This window comes from Kitasatospora sp. NBC_01246 (assembly GCF_036226505.1).
Lineage (GTDB): Bacteria > Actinomycetota > Actinomycetes > Streptomycetales > Streptomycetaceae > Kitasatospora.
The window spans coordinates 7,062,652-7,079,192 of the sequence record NZ_CP108484.1; the positions used below are offsets into that span (position 1 = coordinate 7,062,652).

The 16,541-nt window shown below is 75.3% G+C and carries 13 protein-coding genes, 1 pseudogene and 1 riboswitch; of the genes and pseudogenes, 7 read left to right on the forward strand and 7 right to left on the reverse strand.

Going from position 1 to position 16,541, the window contains the following annotated elements:
- Positions 1 to 112: 112 nt before the first annotated feature.
- Complete coding sequence (gene cobN / locus OG618_RS29965) at positions 113 to 3,727, reverse strand: cobaltochelatase subunit CobN (protein WP_329490694.1); 3,615 nt, start codon at positions 3,725 to 3,727, stop codon at positions 113 to 115.
- A gap of 161 nt (positions 3,728 to 3,888) precedes the next feature.
- Positions 3,889 to 3,959: riboswitch (cobalamin riboswitch) on the reverse strand.
- A gap of 144 nt (positions 3,960 to 4,103) precedes the next feature.
- Between cobN and OG618_RS29970 the strand changes: the two genes are divergently transcribed.
- The 5 genes from OG618_RS29970 to OG618_RS29990 all read left to right on the forward strand — a co-directional run bounded on the left by OG618_RS29970 (position 4,104) and on the right by OG618_RS29990 (position 10,342).
- Positions 4,104 to 5,315 (forward strand): hypothetical protein, encoded by a 1,212-nt coding sequence (locus OG618_RS29970; protein ID WP_329490695.1) that lies wholly within the window; start codon positions 4,104 to 4,106, stop codon positions 5,313 to 5,315.
- On the forward strand, positions 5,312 to 5,938 hold the full coding sequence (locus OG618_RS29975; protein ID WP_329490696.1) for a precorrin-8X methylmutase: 627 nt from the start codon (positions 5,312 to 5,314) through the stop codon (positions 5,936 to 5,938). The genes OG618_RS29970 and OG618_RS29975 overlap by 4 nt, the downstream gene beginning before the upstream one ends.
- Positions 5,935 to 7,449, forward strand: a complete 1,515-nt coding sequence (locus OG618_RS29980; RefSeq protein WP_329490697.1) for a precorrin-2 C(20)-methyltransferase — start codon at positions 5,935 to 5,937, stop codon at positions 7,447 to 7,449. The genes OG618_RS29975 and OG618_RS29980 overlap by 4 nt, the downstream gene beginning before the upstream one ends.
- A 102-nt stretch (positions 7,450 to 7,551) precedes the next feature.
- A complete protein-coding gene (locus OG618_RS29985; protein ID WP_329490698.1) occupies positions 7,552 to 8,670 on the forward strand; it encodes a cobalt-precorrin-5B (C(1))-methyltransferase in 1,119 nt (372 codons plus the stop codon).
- Between the two features lie 142 nt (positions 8,671 to 8,812).
- Positions 8,813 to 10,342, forward strand: coding sequence for a UDP-N-acetylglucosamine 1-carboxyvinyltransferase (locus tag OG618_RS29990; protein WP_329490699.1), 1,530 nt, complete (start codon positions 8,813 to 8,815; stop codon positions 10,340 to 10,342).
- A gap of 124 nt (positions 10,343 to 10,466) precedes the next feature.
- Here the strand turns inward: OG618_RS29990 and OG618_RS29995 are convergent, their stop codons facing one another.
- Genes OG618_RS29995 through cbiE form a run of 4 tightly spaced genes read right to left on the reverse strand, consistent with a single transcriptional unit; the run spans position 10,467 to position 13,804 of the window.
- Positions 10,467 to 10,970, reverse strand: a complete 504-nt coding sequence (locus tag OG618_RS29995; protein WP_329490700.1) for a DinB family protein — start codon at positions 10,968 to 10,970, stop codon at positions 10,467 to 10,469.
- A 40-nt stretch (positions 10,971 to 11,010) separates the two neighbouring features.
- Positions 11,011 to 11,811, reverse strand: a complete 801-nt coding sequence (locus OG618_RS30000) for a cobalt-precorrin-6A reductase (RefSeq protein WP_329490701.1) — start codon at positions 11,809 to 11,811, stop codon at positions 11,011 to 11,013.
- Entirely contained in the window at positions 11,808 to 12,569 is a 762-nt protein-coding gene (gene cobM / locus OG618_RS30005; RefSeq protein ID WP_329490702.1) for a precorrin-4 C(11)-methyltransferase, read from the reverse strand. Before cobM ends, OG618_RS30000 begins: the two co-directional genes overlap by 4 nt.
- Positions 12,566 to 13,804, reverse strand: a complete 1,239-nt coding sequence (gene cbiE / locus OG618_RS30010; protein WP_329490703.1) for a precorrin-6y C5,15-methyltransferase (decarboxylating) subunit CbiE — start codon at positions 13,802 to 13,804, stop codon at positions 12,566 to 12,568. Before cbiE ends, cobM begins: the two co-directional genes overlap by 4 nt.
- Positions 13,805 to 14,107: 303 nt before the next feature.
- Here cbiE and OG618_RS30015 point away from each other — a divergent pair.
- Positions 14,108 to 14,218: pseudogene (locus OG618_RS30015) on the forward strand (catalase); the annotation flags it as partial.
- A 109-nt stretch (positions 14,219 to 14,327) separates the two neighbouring features.
- Here OG618_RS30015 and OG618_RS30020 read toward each other — a convergent pair.
- Entirely contained in the window at positions 14,328 to 14,819 is a 492-nt protein-coding gene (locus OG618_RS30020; RefSeq protein WP_329490704.1) for a gamma-glutamylcyclotransferase family protein, read from the reverse strand.
- Positions 14,820 to 14,987: 168 nt separating this feature from the next.
- On the opposite strand from OG618_RS30020, the gene OG618_RS30025 reads away from it, so the two are divergent.
- A complete protein-coding gene (locus OG618_RS30025) occupies positions 14,988 to 15,977 on the forward strand; it encodes an EamA family transporter (protein WP_329490705.1) in 990 nt (329 codons plus the stop codon).
- Here OG618_RS30025 and OG618_RS30030 read toward each other — a convergent pair.
- Positions 15,931 to 16,533 carry a dihydrofolate reductase family protein gene (locus OG618_RS30030; protein WP_329490706.1) on the reverse strand — a complete coding sequence of 201 codons (603 nt, stop codon included), beginning with the start codon at positions 16,531 to 16,533 and terminating at the stop codon, positions 15,931 to 15,933. The two genes, OG618_RS30025 and OG618_RS30030, sit on opposite strands and share 47 nt — an antisense overlap.
- Positions 16,534 to 16,541 lie beyond the last annotated feature (8 nt).

Sequence of the window (16,541 nt, forward strand, 5' to 3'; positions counted from 1 at the left end):
CGATCACTGCCAGGGTCCTGTCACCCGAATGGGTGAAGGCCCCTGGCAGGACAGGCCCCGGGAGAAACCGGCCCGGGACTTCCGAGCGCCCGTCAGGCCTCGTCGGCGCCCGTCAGCCCTCGTCGCCCTCCAGGTCGCCCTCGGTCTCCAGGAAGGCGGCCTGGAGCTGCTCGATCAGCTCCGGGTCGGGCTGCTCCCAGAGACCGCGCTCGGCCGCCTCCAGCAGGCGCTCGCTGATGCCGTGCAGCGCCCAGGGGTTGGCGTCGGCCAGGAACTCGCGGTTCACCGGGTCGAGGACGTACTCCTGGGTCAGCTTCTCGTACATCCAGTCGGCCACCACGCCGGTGGTGGCGTCGTAGCCGAAGAGGTAGTCGACGGTGGCCGCCATCTCGAAGGCGCCCTTGTAGCCGTGGCGGCGCATCGCCTCCATCCACCGCGGGTTGACGACCCGGGCGCGGAACACCCGGGCCGCCTCCTCGGTCAGGGTGCGGGTGCGGACGGTCTCCGGGCGGGTCGAGTCGCCGATGTAGGCGGTCGGGGCCTTGCCGGTGAGCGCCCGCACGGTGGCCACCATGCCGCCGTGGTACTGGAAGTAGTCGTCCGAGTCGGCGATGTCGTGCTCGCGGGTGTCGGTGTTCTTCGCGGCGACGGTGATCCGCTTGTACGCCGTCTCCATCTCCTCGCGGGCCGGCCGCCCGTCCAGGCCGCGACCGTACGCGTAGCCGCCCCAGACCGTGTACACCTCGGCGAGGTCGGCGTCGGTGCGCCAGTCGCGGCTGTCGATCAGCTGGAGCAGACCTGCGCCGTAGGTGCCCGGGCGGGAGCCGAAGACGCGGACGGTGGCCTTGCGCTCGTCGCCGTGCACGGCGAGGTCGGCCTGGACGTGGGCGCGGACGTAATTGTCCGCGGCGTCCTCCTCCTGGGCGGCGGCCAGGCGCACCGCGTCGTCCAGCAGGGCGACCACGTGCGGGAAGGCGTCCCGGAAGAAGCCGGAGATGCGCAGGGTGACGTCGATCCGCGGGCGGCCCAGCTCCTCCAGGGAGATCGCCTCCAGGCCGGTGACCCGGCGCGAGGCGTCGTCCCAGACCGGGCGCACGCCCAGCAGCGCGAAGGCCTCGGCGATGTCGTCGCCGGCGGTGCGCATCGCGCTGGTGCCCCAGAGCGAGAGCCCGACCGAGGGCGGGCAGGCGCCGTCGTTGTCGGCGCGGTAGCGCTCGACGAGGGAGGCCGCCAGCGCCTGGCCGGTCTCCCAGGCGAGCTTGCTGGGCACGGCCTTCGGGTCGACCGAGTAGAAGTTGCGGCCGGTCGGCAGCACGTTGACCAGGCCGCGCAGCGGCGAGCCCGAGGGCCCGGCCGGGACGAAGCCGCCACCGAGCGCGTGCAGCACGGCGTCGAGCTCGTCGGTGGTGGCCGCCAGGCGCGGCACCACCTGGGTGGCGGCGAAGGCGAGCACGTCGGCGACGGCGGCCGGCAGTCCGGCGGCGACCTTCTCGACGGCCTCCGGCGCCCAGTCCTCGGCCTCCATCGCCTCGACCAGCGCGCGCGCCTGGGCCTCGGCCGCGTCGGTGGCGCCCAGCGTCAGCGCGGCCTCGTCCAGGCCGAGCGCCTCGCGCAGGCCGGGCAGGGCGCTGACGCCGCCCCAGATCTGCCGGGCGCGCAGGATGGCGAGCACGATGTTGACCCGGTCGGTGCCGGCCGGCGCCTGGCCGAGGACGTGCAGGCCGTCCCGGATCTGGGCGTCCTTGATCTCGCAGAGCCAGCCGTCGACGTGCAGCAGGAAGTCGTCGAAGCCGTCGTCCTCGGGGCGCTCGTCCAGGCCGAGGTCGTGGTCGAGCTTGGCGGCCTGGATCAGCGTCCAGATCTGGGCCCGGATCGCGGGCAGCTTGGCCGGGTCCATCGCGGCGATGTTGGAGTGCTCGTCGAGCAGCTGCTCCAGCCGCGCGATGTCGCCGTAGGAGTCGGCGCGGGCCATCGGCGGGACGAGGTGGTCGACCAGGGTGGCGTGGGCGCGGCGCTTGGCCTGCGTGCCCTCGCCCGGGTCGTTGACCAGGAACGGGTAGATCAGCGGGAGGTCGCCGAGGACGGCGTCCGGTCCGCACTCGGCGGAGAGCGCGGCGGTCTTTCCGGGCAGCCACTCCAGGTTGCCGTGCTTGCCGAGGTGGATCACGGCGTCGGCGCCGAACCCGCCGTCCTGCCGCGCGGCCGCGATCCAGCGGTACGCGGCCAGGTAGTGGTGCGAGGGCGGGAGGTCGGGGTCGTGGTAGATCGCGACCGGGTTCTCGCCGAAGCCGCGCGGCGGCTGGATCAGCACCAGCAGGTTGCCGGAGCGGACCGCGGCCAGCACGATGTCGCCGTCCGGGTTCTGCGAGCGGTCGACGTAGAGCTCGCCGGGGGCCGGGCCCCAGTGCTCCTCGACGCGGGTGCGCAGGGCCTCGGGGAGGGTCGCGTACCAGCGGCGGTAGTCGGTGGCCGGGATGCGGACCGGGTTGCGGGCCAGCTGGTCCTCGGTGAGCCAGTCCTGGTCGTAGCCGCCGGCCGCGATCAGCGCGTGGATCAGCGCGTCGCCCTCGTGCATGTTCTCGGGGACGGTGTCCAGCCCCGGCAGGTCCGAGCCGAGGTCCATGCCCTCCGCGCGCAGCCGCGCCAGCAGGCGCATCGCGCTGGCCGGGGTGTCCAGGCCGACGGCGTTGCCGACCCGGGCGTGCTTGGTCGGGTACGCGGACAGCACCAGCGCCAGCCGCCGCTCGGCCGCCGGGATGTGCCGCAGCCGGGCGTGCCGGACGGCGGTGCCGGCGACCCGGGCGGCGCGCTCGGGGTCGGCCGCGTAGACGGTGAGGCCGTCCTCGTCCAGCTCCTTGAAGGAGAACGGGACGCTGATCAGCCGGCCGTCGAACTCCGGGACGGCGATCTGGGTGGCGGTGTCCAGCGGGGAGAGGCCGTCGTCGCTGGCCTCCCACTGGGCGCGCGACCAGGTGAGGCAGAGCGCCTGGAGGATCGGGCGGTCCAGCGCGGCCAGCGCGCCGGCGTCCCAGGCCTCCTCGTCGCCGCCGGCCTGCGCGTCGGCCGGGCGGGTGCCGCCGGCGGCCAGCACGGTGGTGACCAGCGCGTCGGCCTCGCCCAGCGCGGCCAGCAGCTCCGGCTCGGCGCCGCGCAGCGAGGCGCAGTAGTACGCCCTGGCGCGCGCGCCCTGGTCCTCGATCGCCCGGCAGAGGGTGTCGACGAAGGCGGTGTTCCCGCTCATGTGGTGGGCGCGGTAGTAGAGCACCGCGACGATCGGGCCCTCGGTCGTCCGGGCCTCGCGCTCCAGCGGTCCCCAGGCGGGGGCGGAGGCGGGCGGGGCGAAGCCGTGGCCGGTGAGCAGCACCGTGTCGGAGAGGAAGGTGCCCAGCTCGGCCAGGTTGGCGGCGCCGCCGTGGGCGAGGTAGGCGTGCGCCTCGGCCGCGATGCCGGCCGGGACGGTCGACAGCTCCATCAGCTGGGCGTCCGGCGCCTGCTCGCCGGTGAGCACGATCACCGGGCGGGGGCCGGCCAGCAGCGCGTCCAGGCCCTCCTGCCAGGCGCGGCGGCCGCCGAGCAGGCGCACCACGACCAGTTCGACGCCCTCCAGCAGGGCGGGCAGCTCCTCGGGCGAGAGCCGGGCCGGGTTGCCGAGGCGGTACGGGACGGGGCCCTCGGCGGCCCGGGCACTGAGCAGGTCGGTGTCTGACGTCGACAGCAGCAGGATCATGCGAAGGCCCTCCCGGCCTCGATGGCGGGCAAGGGCAAGGTCACGGGCGACGACGGGGTCGCCCGTGGAGGCACGTGCGACGGCGGGGTCGCGGGCATGCGGCGGCGCATGGCGTCAAGCCTTCCTCGGGGTCCGCGCCCCGGGCCGGTGGAGGACGGCAGGAGTTCCTGGCTCCCACGGTTGAACCGTGGTCACAGTGGCGGGACCGCACCGGGTTTGCACCGGCTTCCTCCCCTGCGCCGTCGCTGGCGTGCGGACGGCCCCGCAGGGCCGCCCGGCAGCATCGTACGGGGTGCGGCTGACCAGGGGGAGAGCGGCCGAGAGTGTGACCCGCGGGACAGCGGCAAGCGATCGGATCATCTGTATGCTCGCGGCCATGCCACCCACACCCGACGCGACCGCGCCGGCCCCCGCCGTGACCGGCCGGGGCCGCGAGGACGCCTGCCCGGGGGCGCTTCGTCTGCACACCGCTGCCGACGGTGCCCTGGCCCGGGTCCGGCTGCCCGGCGGACTGCTGACGGAGGATCAGGCGCTGGCCCTGGCCGGGGCCGCCGAGTCGCTGGGCGACGGCCACCTGGAGATCACCTCGCGCGGCAACGTCCAGCTGCGGGGCCTGGCTTCGGAGTGCGGCGCCGAACTCGGCGGGCGGCTGCGGGCGGTCGGGCTGCTGCCCTCCGACACCCATGAGCGGGTCCGCAACATCGTCGCCTCGCCGGGCCCGGCCGGCGGCTCCGCCGACGTCCGGGCCTGGGCGCGCGAACTGGACGCGAAGCTGTGCGCGAGCCCCTGGGCGGCCGCCCTCTCCGGCAAGTTCCTGTTCGCCCTGGACGACGGACGCGGCGACGTGGCCGCCCTGAACGCCGATGTGACGTTGATCGCAGGCCCGGACGGCAGCGCGCTGCTGCGCCTCGCCCGCGCGGACACCGCCCGGCCCGTCCCCGCCGAGCGGGCCGTCGACACGGCGCTGGCGGTCGCCCGGGACTTCGTGGCCGTGCTGCGCGCCACCGGCCGCGAGGCGTGGCACCTGCGGGACGTACCCGACCTGGTGCCGCCGGGTTCGGTGAAGCTGCCGGCGTTCGCCGGTACGCCGCCGCCGCTCGGCGCGGTGCCCGGCGGCCTCTCGGTCGCCCTGCGGTTCGGCTCCGCCTCCGGCGCTCAGTGGCGGGCGCTGGTCGACGCCGCCGAGGGGGAGCTGCGGCTCACCCCGTGGCGCGGTGCGGTGCTGCCCGGCGCCGCCCCCGGGCGGCTCGCCGGCCTGGCGGCGGCCGGCTTCCGGACCGCGCCCGGAGCCGCCTGGGAGCGGGCCACCGCCTGTACCGGGCTGCCCGGTTGCGGGTCGTCCAGGGCCGACGTCCGGGCCGACGCCGCGCGCGCCCTGGAGGCGGCCGGGACGGGGGGCCTGCCCGTGCACTGGTCGGGCTGTGAACGGCGCTGCGGCCACCCGGCCGGGCGGTGGGTGGACGTGCTCGCCACCGGGCAGGGCTACCGGGTGACGGTGAACGGTCCGGCAGCCGCCGGGGCGGCCGTGGACGTGACGAACGAGGAGACGGCCGAGGCGGTCGCCGAGGCCAGGAGGACCACGAAGTGATCGAGTACGAGAAGGACGGCGCGTCCATCTACCGCCAGTCCTTTGCCACCATCCGGGCCGAGGCCGACCTCGCCGCCCTGCCCGCCGACGTGGCCCAGGTCGCGGTGCGGATGATCCATGCCTGCGGCATGACCGACCTGGTCGAGGACCTGGTGTACTCGCCGGGCGCGGTCGCCTCCGCCCGCGCCGCGCTGCGCGCCGGGGCGCCGATCCTCTGCGATGTGAACATGGTCGCCAGCGGTGTCACCCGCAAGCGGCTGCCCGCCGGCAACGAGGTCATCTGCACCCTCACCGACCCGTCGGTGCCCGAGCTGGCCCGGCGGATGGGCAACACCCGCAGCGCCGCCGCGATGGAGCTGTGGCTGCCCCGGCTGGAGGGCGCGGTGGTCGCCGTCGGCAACGCGCCGACCTCGCTGTTCCGGCTGCTGGAGCTGATCGAGGCGGGCGCGCCGCGCCCGGCCGCGGTGATCGGCGTCCCGGTGGGCTTCATCGGCGCCGCCGAGTCCAAGGAGGCCCTGGCGGCGCACCCGTCCGGCCTGGAGCACCTGGTGGTGCGCGGCCGGCGGGGCGGCAGTGCCATGGCCGCGGCGGCCATCAACGCGATTGCGAGTGAGGAAGAGTGACGGACGCTCAGCAGACCGGCCGGCTGTACGGGGTCGGGCTCGGCCCGGGGGACCCTTCGCTGGTCACCGTCCGCGCCGCCGAACTCATCGGCAAGGCCGACGTGGTGGCGTACCACAGCGCCCGGCACGGCCGGTCCATCGCCCGGTCCATCGCCGAGCGCTACCTGACGGGTGGTCAGATCGAGGAGAAGCTGGTCTACCCGCTCACCGTCGAGACCACCGACCACCCCGGCGGCTACCGGGGCGCGCTGGACGACTTCTACCAGGAGGCCGCCGACCGGCTGGCCGCCCACCTCGACGCCGGCCGCAGCGTGGTGGTGCTCGCCGAGGGGGACCCGCTCTTCTACGGCTCCTACCAGCACATGCACAAGCGCCTCGCGCACCGCTACCCCACCGAGGTGGTCCCCGGCGTGACCTCGGTCAGCGCCGCCGCCGCCCGGCTCGGGGCGCCGCTCACCGAGGCGGAGGAGACGCTCACCGTCATCCCGGGCACGCTGCCCGAGGAGGAGCTGACCGCGCGGATCGCCTCCGCCGACTCCGCCGTCATCATGAAGCTGGGCCGAACCTTCCCCGCCGTCCGCCGCGCCCTGGAGCGGGCCGGCCGGCTGGCCGACGCCCAGTACGTCGAGCGGGCCTTCATGGCGGGCGAGCGCACCGGCCCGCTGGCCGACGTCGACCCCGAGAGCGTCCCCTACTTCTCGGTCGCCGTGCTGCCCAGCAAGGTCGCGCCGCTGGAGCGGCCGGGCCCGCCGGCCGCGGGCCCCGGCAGCGTGACGGTCATCGGCACCGGCCCGGCCGGCCCGCTCTGGCTCACCCCCGAGGCGCGCGGCGCCCTCGCCGCCGCCACCGACCTGGTCGGCTACACCACCTACCTGGACCGGGTGCCCGAGCGCCCCGGCCAGCAGCGCCACGGCTCCGACAACAAGGTGGAGTCCGAGCGGGCCGAGTTCGCACTGGACCTCGCCCGGCGCGGGCACCACGTCGCGGTGGTCTCCTCCGGCGACCCGGGCGTCTTCGCGATGGCCACCGCCGTCCTGGAGGTCGCCTGCGAGGACGCCTACGGCGACGTCCCGGTCCGGATCGTGCCGGGGATGACGGCCGCCCACGCCGCCGCCTCCCGGGCCGGCGCCCCGCTCGGCCACGACTACGCGGTGGTCTCGCTCTCCGACCGCCTCAAGCCCTGGGAGGTGGTCGCCAAGCGGCTGCGCGCGGCGGCCGAGGCCGACCTGGTGCTGGCCCTGTACAACCCCGGTTCGCAGTCCCGCACCACCCAGGTCGGCCTGACCCGGGACCTGCTGCTGGAGTACCGCGACCCCGGGACGCCGGTGGTGATGGCCCGCGACGTCGGCGGCCCGACCGAGCGCGTGCGCACCGTCCGCCTCGGCGACCTCGACCCCGCCGAGGTCGACATGCGCACCATCCTGCTGATCGGCTCCTCCCAGACCCGGGCCGTCCGGCGCGGCAACGGCACCCAGGTGGTCTGGACGCCCCGCCGCTACCCGGAGGCGTGAGCCCCGCCTTCCTCCCCGCCCGCGGCGGGGAGGAGGGCGGCCGGGGACGATGGAGGCCGGCGGGCCGGTTCGAAGGTCCGCGCGAGGTGAGGAGCGGGCGGCGTGGCGGAGGTCGGTGGACGGGCCGGGCAGCTGAGGAGCAGCGGGCTTCGGCCCGGGTGGACGACGGGCGCCTGTGCGACGGCGGCGACCAAGGCGGCCTACCAGGCGCTGCTGACCGGGGCCTTCCCGGATCCGGTGGTGATCACCCTGCCGAAGGGGCAGCGGCCCGGCTTCGCGCTGGCGGCGGAGGAGCGGGCGGCCGGCCGGGCGATGGCCGCGGTGGTGAAGGACGCCGGGGACGATCCGGACGTGACGCACGGTGCGCTGATCCGCTCGACGGTGTGGGCGGGGGAGCCGGGCAGCGGGGTGGTGTTCCGGGCCGGTCCCGGCGTCGGGACGGTCACCAAGGCCGGACTGCCGCTGGCCGTCGGCGAGCCGGCCGTCAACCCGGTGCCCCGGCAGATGATCCGGGACGCGGTCGCCGAGGTGGCGGCCGAGTTCGGCGGCGGCGGGGACGTCGTGGTGGAGGTCTCGGTGGACCACGGCGAGGAGATCGCCCGCTCCACCTGGAACCCGCGCCTGGGCATCCTCGGCGGGCTCTCGATCCTCGGCACGACCGGGATCGTCGTCCCCTACTCCTGCTCCGCCTGGATCGACTCCATCCGGCGCGGGGTGGACGTGGCCCGGGCCGCCGGGCGCACCCATGTCGCGGGCTGCACCGGTTCGACCTCGGAGAAGGTGGCCGCCACCGTGCACGGCCTGCCCGAGGACGCGCTGCTCGACATGGGCGACTTCGCCGGGGCGGTGCTCAAGTACCTGAAGCGCCACCCGGTGCCGCGGCTGACGGTCGCGGGCGGCTTCGCCAAGCTCTCCAAGCTGGCCGCCGGTCATCTGGACCTGCACTCGGCCCGCTCCCAGGTCGACCAGGGCTACCTGGCGGACCTGGCCCGCACCGGCGGCGCCGGGCCCGAGCTGGTCGCGGCGGTCGCGGCCGCCAACACGGCCCTGGAGGCGATCCAGCTCTGCCGCGCGGCCGGCGTTCCGCTCGGTGATCTCGTCGCCGAGGCGGCCCGGGCCACCGCGCTCGGGGTGCTGGTCGGCTCGCCGGTCGCGGTGGACGTCATCTGCATCGACCGGGCCGGCACGATCGTGGGCCGGGCGGAACCGCTCGGCCCGTGAGGTCGCGGGGCGCCGGATCCGTAACAGGACTGTGGCGGTGGTGTGCCGATGCCTCGTCAATCCGGAGCAGAAATGGACAAAGGTGATGCATTGCCCGCCCCCGACCCTGTTGCTATCTCAAGCATGAGATATGGTCTGGCGAGTGACAGGCGACTACCTCACCCGTATCGGCACCCTCATCCGCACCGCGCGTCAGCACCGTGGTTGGTCCCAGGCCCAGCTCGGCGAGGCCCTCGGCACCAGCCAGAGCGCGGTCAACCGCATCGAACAGGGCAAGCAGAACGTCAGTCTTGAGATGATCGCCCGCATCGGCGAAGCCCTCGACAGCGAGATCGTCTCCCTCGGCTACGCCGGCCCGATGCACCTTCGGGTCGCCGGCGGCACCCAGCTCTCCGGCGCGATCGACGTCCGCAGCAGCAAGAACGCCTGCGTCGCGATCCTCTGCGCCTCGCTGCTGACCACCGGCCGCACCACGATCCGCCAGGTCGCCCGGATCGAGGAGGTGTACCGGATCCTCGAAGTGCTCACCAGCATCGGCGTCAAGAGCCGCTGGACCAACGAGGGCCGCGACCTCGAACTCACCCCGCCCGCCGAGCTCGACCTCGCGGCGATGGACGTCGAGGCCGCCCGCCGCACCCGCAGCGTGCTGATGTTCCTCGGCCCGCTGATGCACCGCGCCGACCGCTTCGCTATCCCGTACGCGGGCGGCTGCGACCTCGGCACCCGCACCGTCCAGCCGCACCTGACCGCGCTGCGCCGCTTCGGCCTGGAGGTCGCCACCACCTCCGGCGCCTACCACGCCTCCGTCCAGCCCGGCGCGCCGATGGACCGGCCGATCGTGCTGACCGAGCGCGGCGACACCGTCACCGAGAACGCCCTGCTCGCCGCCGCCCGGCACGACGGCGTCAGCGTCATCCGCAACGCCTCCCCCAACTACATGGTCCAGGACCTCTGCTTCTTCCTGGAGCGGCTGGGCGTGAAGATCGAGGGCATCGGCACCACCACCCTCACCGTGCACGGCGTCCCCGAGATCACCCGCGACGTCGACTACACCCCGGCCGAGGACCCGGTGGAGGCGATGAGCCTGCTCGCCGCCGCGGTGGTCACCTCCTCCGAGCTGACGATCCGCCGGGTGCCGATCGAGTTCCTGGAGATCGAGCTCGCGGTGCTGGAGGGGATGGGCCTCGACTACGACCGCACCCCCGAGTACCGGGCCCACAACGGCTACACCCGGCTGGTCGACCTCACCGTGCGCCCCTCCAAGCTGACCGCGCCGGTCGACACCATCCACCCGATGCCGTTCCCCGGCATCAACATCGACAACGTGCCGTTCTTCGCCGCGATCGCCGCGGCCGCCAACGGCACCACGATGATCCACGACTGGGTGTACGACAACCGCGCCATCTACCTGACCGAACTCACCCGGCTCGGCGCGGACATCAAGCTGCTCGACCCGCACCGGGTGCTCGTCCAGGGCCCGACCCGCTGGCGCGCCGCCGAGATGGTCTGCCCGCCGGCGCTGCGCCCGGCCGTGGTGATCCTGCTCGCGATGCTCGCCGCGAAGGGCACCTCGGTGCTGCGCAACGTGTACGTCATCAACCGCGGCTACGAGGACCTCGCCGAGCGCCTCAACTCGATCGGCGCCCAGATCGAGACCTTCCGCGACATCTGACGGACCGCCCGCCGGCCGGCCTCACCCGTCGAGGCCGGCCAGCAGGCCGGCGACCTCCAGCCCGGCGGTGTCCTGGTCCTTCCGGTGGGTCCGCATCGGTTCTCCGTCGCTGCTCGTGGCCCGGCTACTCGCCGGTCGCGCCGTCCAGGTGCTCGCGCAGCAGGTCGGCGTGGCCGTTGTGGCGGGCGTACTCCTCGATCATGTGGGTGAGGATCCAGCGGAGCGAGAAGGCCTCCTCGCCGTGGTGTCCGAGGGAGTCCAACGACTCGGCGGCGGCGACCAGTTCCCGGGCGTGGTCGCACTCGCCGCGCCAGACGGCGAAGGCCTCCGCGGGGTCGGCCGTGTCGACGTCGAACTCGGCGAAGCTGCCGTCGGGGTGCTTCCAGAAGCCGGGCCTGGCCTCGTCGGCGAAGGTGTTGCGGAACCAGCCGCGCTCCACCTCGGCGAGGTGGCGGACCAGGCCGAGCAGCGAGAGCGCGGACGGCCGCAGGACGCGCGCGCGGAGCTGCTCGGTGCTCAGCCCGGCGCACTTCATCGCCAGCGTGTCCCGCTGGAAGTCCAGGAAGCTGACCAGGGTGGCGCGTTCGTCGGCGGTCTGTTCGGTCGGGGTGCGCTCTTCGGCTCTCATCGGCCCATCCTGGCAGGGCCGCCGTCGGCCGTCGCCCGGTTTACCGGGGAGCGAGACCGCGCGCCGCGAGCCAGTCCAGGGCGGCCGGCACCGATGCGGCGGCCGGCACCCCGGCCGGCGGCGCCGGCCGCTCCACGACCACCACCGGCAGGCCGAGTTCGCGCGCCGCGGTGAGCTTGGGGGCGGTGGCGGCGCCGCCGCTGTCCTTGGTGACCACGACGTCGATCCGGTGCTCGCGCAGCAGGGCCCGCTCGCCGTCCAGGGTGAACGGGCCGCGGTCGAGCAGCACGTCGAGGGCGGCGGGCACCGGCGGCTCGGGCGGGTCGACCGAGCGGGCCAGGAAGCGCAGGCCGTCGAGGTGGGCGAAGGCGCCGATGCCCTGGCGGCCGGTGGTGAGGAAGACCCGCCGGCCCAGCCCGGGCAGCACGGCGGCGGCGGCGTCCAGCGACTCCACCGGATGCCAGCGGTCGCCGTCCACCGGCGACCAGCCGGGCCGGCGCAGCGCCAGCAGCGGGACGCCGGTGGCCGCGGCGGCCAGCGCGGCGTTGCGCGACATGACGGCCGCGAACGGGTGGGTGGCGTCGACCACCGCGTCCACCCGCTCCGCGCGCAGCCAGGCGGCGAGCCCGTCCGGTCCGCCGAAGCCGCCGATCCGGACCTCGCCCGCGGGCAGCCGCGGTGCGGCGACCCGCCCGGCGAGCGAGCTGGTGACCCTCGGCCCGGTGGCCCCCTGCCGGGTGAGCCCCGGCCCGGGGTCCTCCGGCGCCGGGTCGGAGGCCAGGGCGGCGGCGAGGGCCCGCGCCTCGGTCGTGCCGCCGAGGACGAGCAGGTGGGCCCTCACGCGCCGCAGGGCTCGTGCGGGCGCTCGCGGTCCGCCGAGTAGAGGTGACTGTCCCGGAACTGCTCGGCGGTCAGCGTGCGGCCGATCAGGATGACGGCGGTGCGCACCACGCCCGCCGCCTTCACCTGCTCGGCGATGCTGGCGACGGTGCCCCGCAGCACCAGCTCGTCCGGGCGGCTCGCCATCGCCACGACGGCGACCGGGCAGTCGGCGCCGTAGTGCGGCAGCACCTGCTCGACCACGTCGTCGATGTACCCGGCGGCGAGGTGCAGCACCAGCAGCGCGCCGCTGCGGCCGAGCGTGGCGAGGTCCTCGCCCTCGGGCATCGGGGTGGCCCGCTTGGCGATCCGGGTGAGGATGACGGTCTGGCCGACGGTCGGCACCGTCAGTTCGCGCTTGAGCGCGGCCGCCGCGGCGGCGAAGGCGGGCACGCCGGGCACGATCTCGTAGGGCACGCCCGCCGCGTCGAGCCGGCGCATCTGCTCGGCGACGGCGCTGAACACGGACGGGTCGCCGGAGTGCAGCCGGGCCACGTCCTGCCCGGCCTCGTGGGCGGCGACCAGCTCGGCGACGATCCGGTCCAGGTCGAGCTGGGCCGTGTCGACCAGCCGGGCACCGGCCGGGCACTCGTCCAGCAGCTCGCGCGGCACCAGGCTGCCGGCGTACAGGCAGACCTCGGCGCGGGCCAGGATGCGCGCACCGCGCAGGGTGATCAGGTCGGCGGCGCCCGGGCCGGCCCCGATGAAGTAGACGGTCACGAGCTCGCTCCTGGATCGGTCGAAGGTTTGACGGCGGACCACTGGGTGACCGGCATCGCCTGCCGCCAGCCGGTGAAGCCGCCCACGGGCACGGCGTGCGCCACGGCGAGGCGCAGCAGCTCGCCGCCGTGCCGCCGGTACCAGCTGGTCAGCAGGGCCTCGGACTCCAGCGTCACGGTGTTGGCGACCAGCCGGCCGCCCGGTGGCAGCGCCGCCCAGCAGGCGTCCAGCAGGCCGGGCGCGGTGAGGCCGCCGCCGATGAACACGGCGTCGGGGGCGGGCAGCCCGGCGAGCGCGTCCGGCGCCGCGCCGGCGACCACCCGCAGCCGGGGCACGCCCAGCGCGGCGGCGTTGCGGCCGATCCGCTCGGCCCGGACGGCGCTCCGCTCGACGGTCACCGCCCGGTTGTCCCGGTGGGCGCGCAGCCACTCGATCGCGATCGAGCCGGAGCCGCCGCCGACATCCCAGAGCAGCTCGCCGGGGGCGGGCGCGAGGGTGGCCAGGGTCGCGGCGCGCACGTGCCGCTTGGTCAGCTGGCCGTCGCTCTCGTAGGCGTGGTCGGGCAGGCCGGGCACCAGCGAGGTCCGGGGGCCGTCCGCCAGCTCGACGGCGATGACGTTCAGCGGGTCGCCCGCGGGGTGCGGCCAGCCGTCGGCCGGGCCGTCCAGCCGCCGCTCGCCGGGGGAGCCGAGCTGTTCCAGCACGTGCAGCCGGGCGGTGCCGAAGCCGCGTGCGGTGAGCAGCGCGGCGACGGCGGCGGGCGTCCGGGCGTCGGCGCCGAGGACGAGCAGCCGGCGGCCGGCGTGCAGGGCGAGCGTCAGGGTGTCCAGGGGGCGGCCGACCAGGCTGACCACCTCGGTGCCCTCCAGCGGCCAGCCGAGCCGGGCGCAGGCGTAGGAGACGGAGGAGGGGTGCGGCAGGACGCGCAGCCGTTCGGCGCCGACGGTCTCGGCGAGGGTGCGGCCGATGCCGAAGAACATCGGGTCGCCGCTGGCGAGCACGGCCACCCGGCGGCCGGCGTGCTCGGCGAGCAGCCCGGGGACGGCCGGGCGCAGCGGGGACGGCCACGGCACCCGTTCGGCGGCCACCTCGGCGGCGGGGAGCAGGGCCAGCTGGCGCGGGCCGCCGATCACCACCTCGGCCGTCCGCAGCGCCGCCCGGGAGGTGGTGGCGAGGCCGGGCCAGCCGTCGGCGCCGATCCCGACGACGGTGATCGGCGGTGGCAGCTCGGGCACCGGGGGCTCCTCGTTCGGTCAGTGTCGTGCGGGTCTGCGGGTCTGCGGGTCTGCGGTCCGTGTTCCACAGCCGGTCGGTCGGCCTGCCGTCGGCGCCGCTCGGCCGACGAAGGCGTGGCCGGGGCAGCCTACCTGGCGGTACACGGCCACCACCCGGTCAGGGTGCACGCCCCGGTGGCCGCGGTCAGTGTCGTCCGGGGGCGGTTCAGCGCGCGACGGAGGGCACCGTGTCCGAGTCAGCGGTTCCGCACACCACCGACCACACCGGGACCCGGGCGCCGAGCGACGAGCACGCGCTCACGGCTGGCCGGATCGGATCCGGACCTCCACCGGCAGGACCTCTGGGAGGCCGTCGAGGGCGGCGACCACCCGTCCTGGACGCTGTACGTCCAGGCCATGCCGTTCGACGGAGCGCTCGCCTCCGGGGTGGGCAGGCCCTGAGCGGGCCGTCGGCGGGGGCGCGGGACGCCGCGGTGTCCCGCGCCCCCGCGTGCGATCCGGTCCCGGGCCAGGCCTGCCCCGTTCAGCGTTCGGTGCGGCGGGTCCAGTCCCCGGAGGGGATCAGCGCCGGGTGGACCCGCAGACGGGCGGCGACGGCGGGGCCGGCCAGGTAGACCCAGGCGTCCTCGGTGGACCCGGACACCGTCCGGACGGCCAGCCGCTCGCGCACGTACTCTCCCGTCCCGTCGGCCCGGCAGTCCTCCAGCCGGTCGAGCGCCGCGAGCGCGGCGGCGTACCCGCCGGGGCGCACGGTGATCAGCTCGCCGAGGATCCGCCTGCCCGGTGTGCCGTCCGGCACCGCGTACGGGAAACCCGGGCCGTCGTGCAGCGCGGCACCCTCCAGTACGGCCGGCCGGATGTCCGCGCAGCGCCCGGCGAGGTGCACGGCGTGGTTGCGGCCGCCGGTGCGGAGCGTGCCGTAGACGAAGAACGGCAGGGCGCCGGGCCGGGCGCCGGGCGGGCCGGCCGTCGGCGCGTCGGCTGTCGGCCCGTCGGCTGTCGGTGCGTCGGACAAGGGGCCTCCCGGTGCGTGCTCCCCCGGCCGGGGGAGCGCCCACCGTAGCGCCCGCGCCGCGCGCGCCCCCGGGGCGGCGGCGACCGTCTGGTGATACCCACTGGCGCGCGGGTGCGGTGATGCGCTGTCATGGCGGTTGACCGCCAGTACCGTCCTAGGGGGACACCCATGACAGCGCCCGTCTCACGCACGCCCGCCAAGGCCCCGGCCGGCAGACCCGCCGACGCCGTCCCCGGTCCGGCCGGCCTGGGAAAGGCGGTCTGGCTGGCGCTCGCCGTGGTGTACGTGGTGTGGGGCTCGACGTATCTGGCGATCCGGATCGCCCTGGAGACGATGCCCTCCTTCCTCTCCGCCGGGGCGCGCTTCCTCGTCGCCGGGCTGCTGCTGGGCGGCTTCGTGCTGTTCCGCGAGGGGCGGGCCGGGCTCCGGCTGGACCGGCGGCAGTTCGGCTCCTCCGCGCTGGTCGGCCTGTTGCTGCTGACCGGCGGCAACGGGCTGGTGGTGCTCGGCGAGAACTCCATCCCGTCGGGGTTGACGGCGCTGCTGGTGGCGGCCGTCCCGCTCTGGATGGTGCTGCTCACGGCGGCCACCGGTGACCGGCCCAAGCCCGTGGAACTGTCCGGGGTGCTGCTCGGGCTGGCCGGGCTCGCGGTGCTCTCCGCGCCCGCGATCGGCGGGGACATCGCACCGGCCGGCGTGATCGTGGTCATCTGCGCCACGCTGACCTGGGCGGCCGGCTCGTTCGCCGCGAAGCGGATCCCGATGCCGGGCAACGTCTTCGCGGGGAGCGCGTACCAGATGATCGTGGGCGGGCTGGGCAACGTGGTGATCGGACTGGCCCGAGGGGAGCAGCACGGTCTGGACGTCGGCGCCTTCTCCACCCGGTCCTGGCTGGCGCTCGGCTACCTGGTGGTGGTCGGTTCGCTGGTCGGCTTCACCGCCTACGCCTGGCTGCTGCAGTCCGCGCCGCTGACCCTCGTCGCCACGTACGCGTACGTGAACCCGGTGGTGGCCGTGCTGCTCGGCTCGCTGGTGCTGGCCGAACCGCTGACCGGCCCCACCCTGGTGGGTGGGGCGATCGTGGTGGCCGGTGTCTGTCTGGTGGTCAGCGTCAGCCGGCTGCCGTCGCGGGCACCCCGGACGCCTTCGCGTAGGTGAGGACGAGCACGCCGTTGGCCAGCACCCGGGTGTCGACCAGGGTGAAGGCGTTCGGTGAGAACCCGGCCCGGAAGAGCGGGATGCCGGAGCCGACCGCGACGGGGTTGAGCTTGACGATCAACTCGTCGATCTCGGGCAGCAGTTGACCGGCGAGGTCGCCGCCGCCGCAGAGGTAGATGCCGAGGCCCTCCTCCTGCTTCAGCCGGCGCACCAGGTCGAGCGGCTCCTCCGCGGTGACCTCGACGGCCGGGTCCGGGCTGCTGGTGAGCGAGCGGGAGACCACGATCTGGCGCAGGTGGGCGTAGGGGCTGGAGAGGCCCGCGGCCAGGCCCGGCTCGTAGCTGGCGCGGCCCATCAGGACGGTGTCGAAGCGCTCGTTGGGCGCGTCCGCCAGGCCGAACGCGGCGCGGGCGGGGGTCGGCAGTGCGTCGCCCATCTCGCCGGTCAGGAAGGGGAGGGTCCCGGGGATGTAGGGGTCGAAGAACCCGAAGTCGCCGTCCGGGGCGGCGATGTAACCGTCGAGGGTGGCGGCGGCGTAGTAGGTGAGCTTGCGCATTCACGTCC

Bases quoted from the DNA above. Each gene is read 5' to 3' on its own strand.
- cobN (WP_329490694.1), bottom strand. From the start codon at position 3,727: ATGATCCTGCTGCTGTCGACGTCAGACACCGACCTGCTCAGTGCCCGG.
- OG618_RS29970 (WP_329490695.1), top strand. From the start codon at position 4,104: ATGCCACCCACACCCGACGCGACCGCGCCGGCCCCCGCCGTGACCGGC.
- OG618_RS29995 (WP_329490700.1), bottom strand. From the start codon at position 10,970: ATGAGAGCCGAAGAGCGCACCCCGACCGAACAGACCGCCGACGAACGC.
- OG618_RS30025 (WP_329490705.1), top strand. From the start codon at position 14,988: ATGACAGCGCCCGTCTCACGCACGCCCGCCAAGGCCCCGGCCGGCAGA.
- OG618_RS30030 (WP_329490706.1), bottom strand. From the start codon at position 16,533: ATGCGCAAGCTCACCTACTACGCCGCCGCCACCCTCGACGGTTACATC.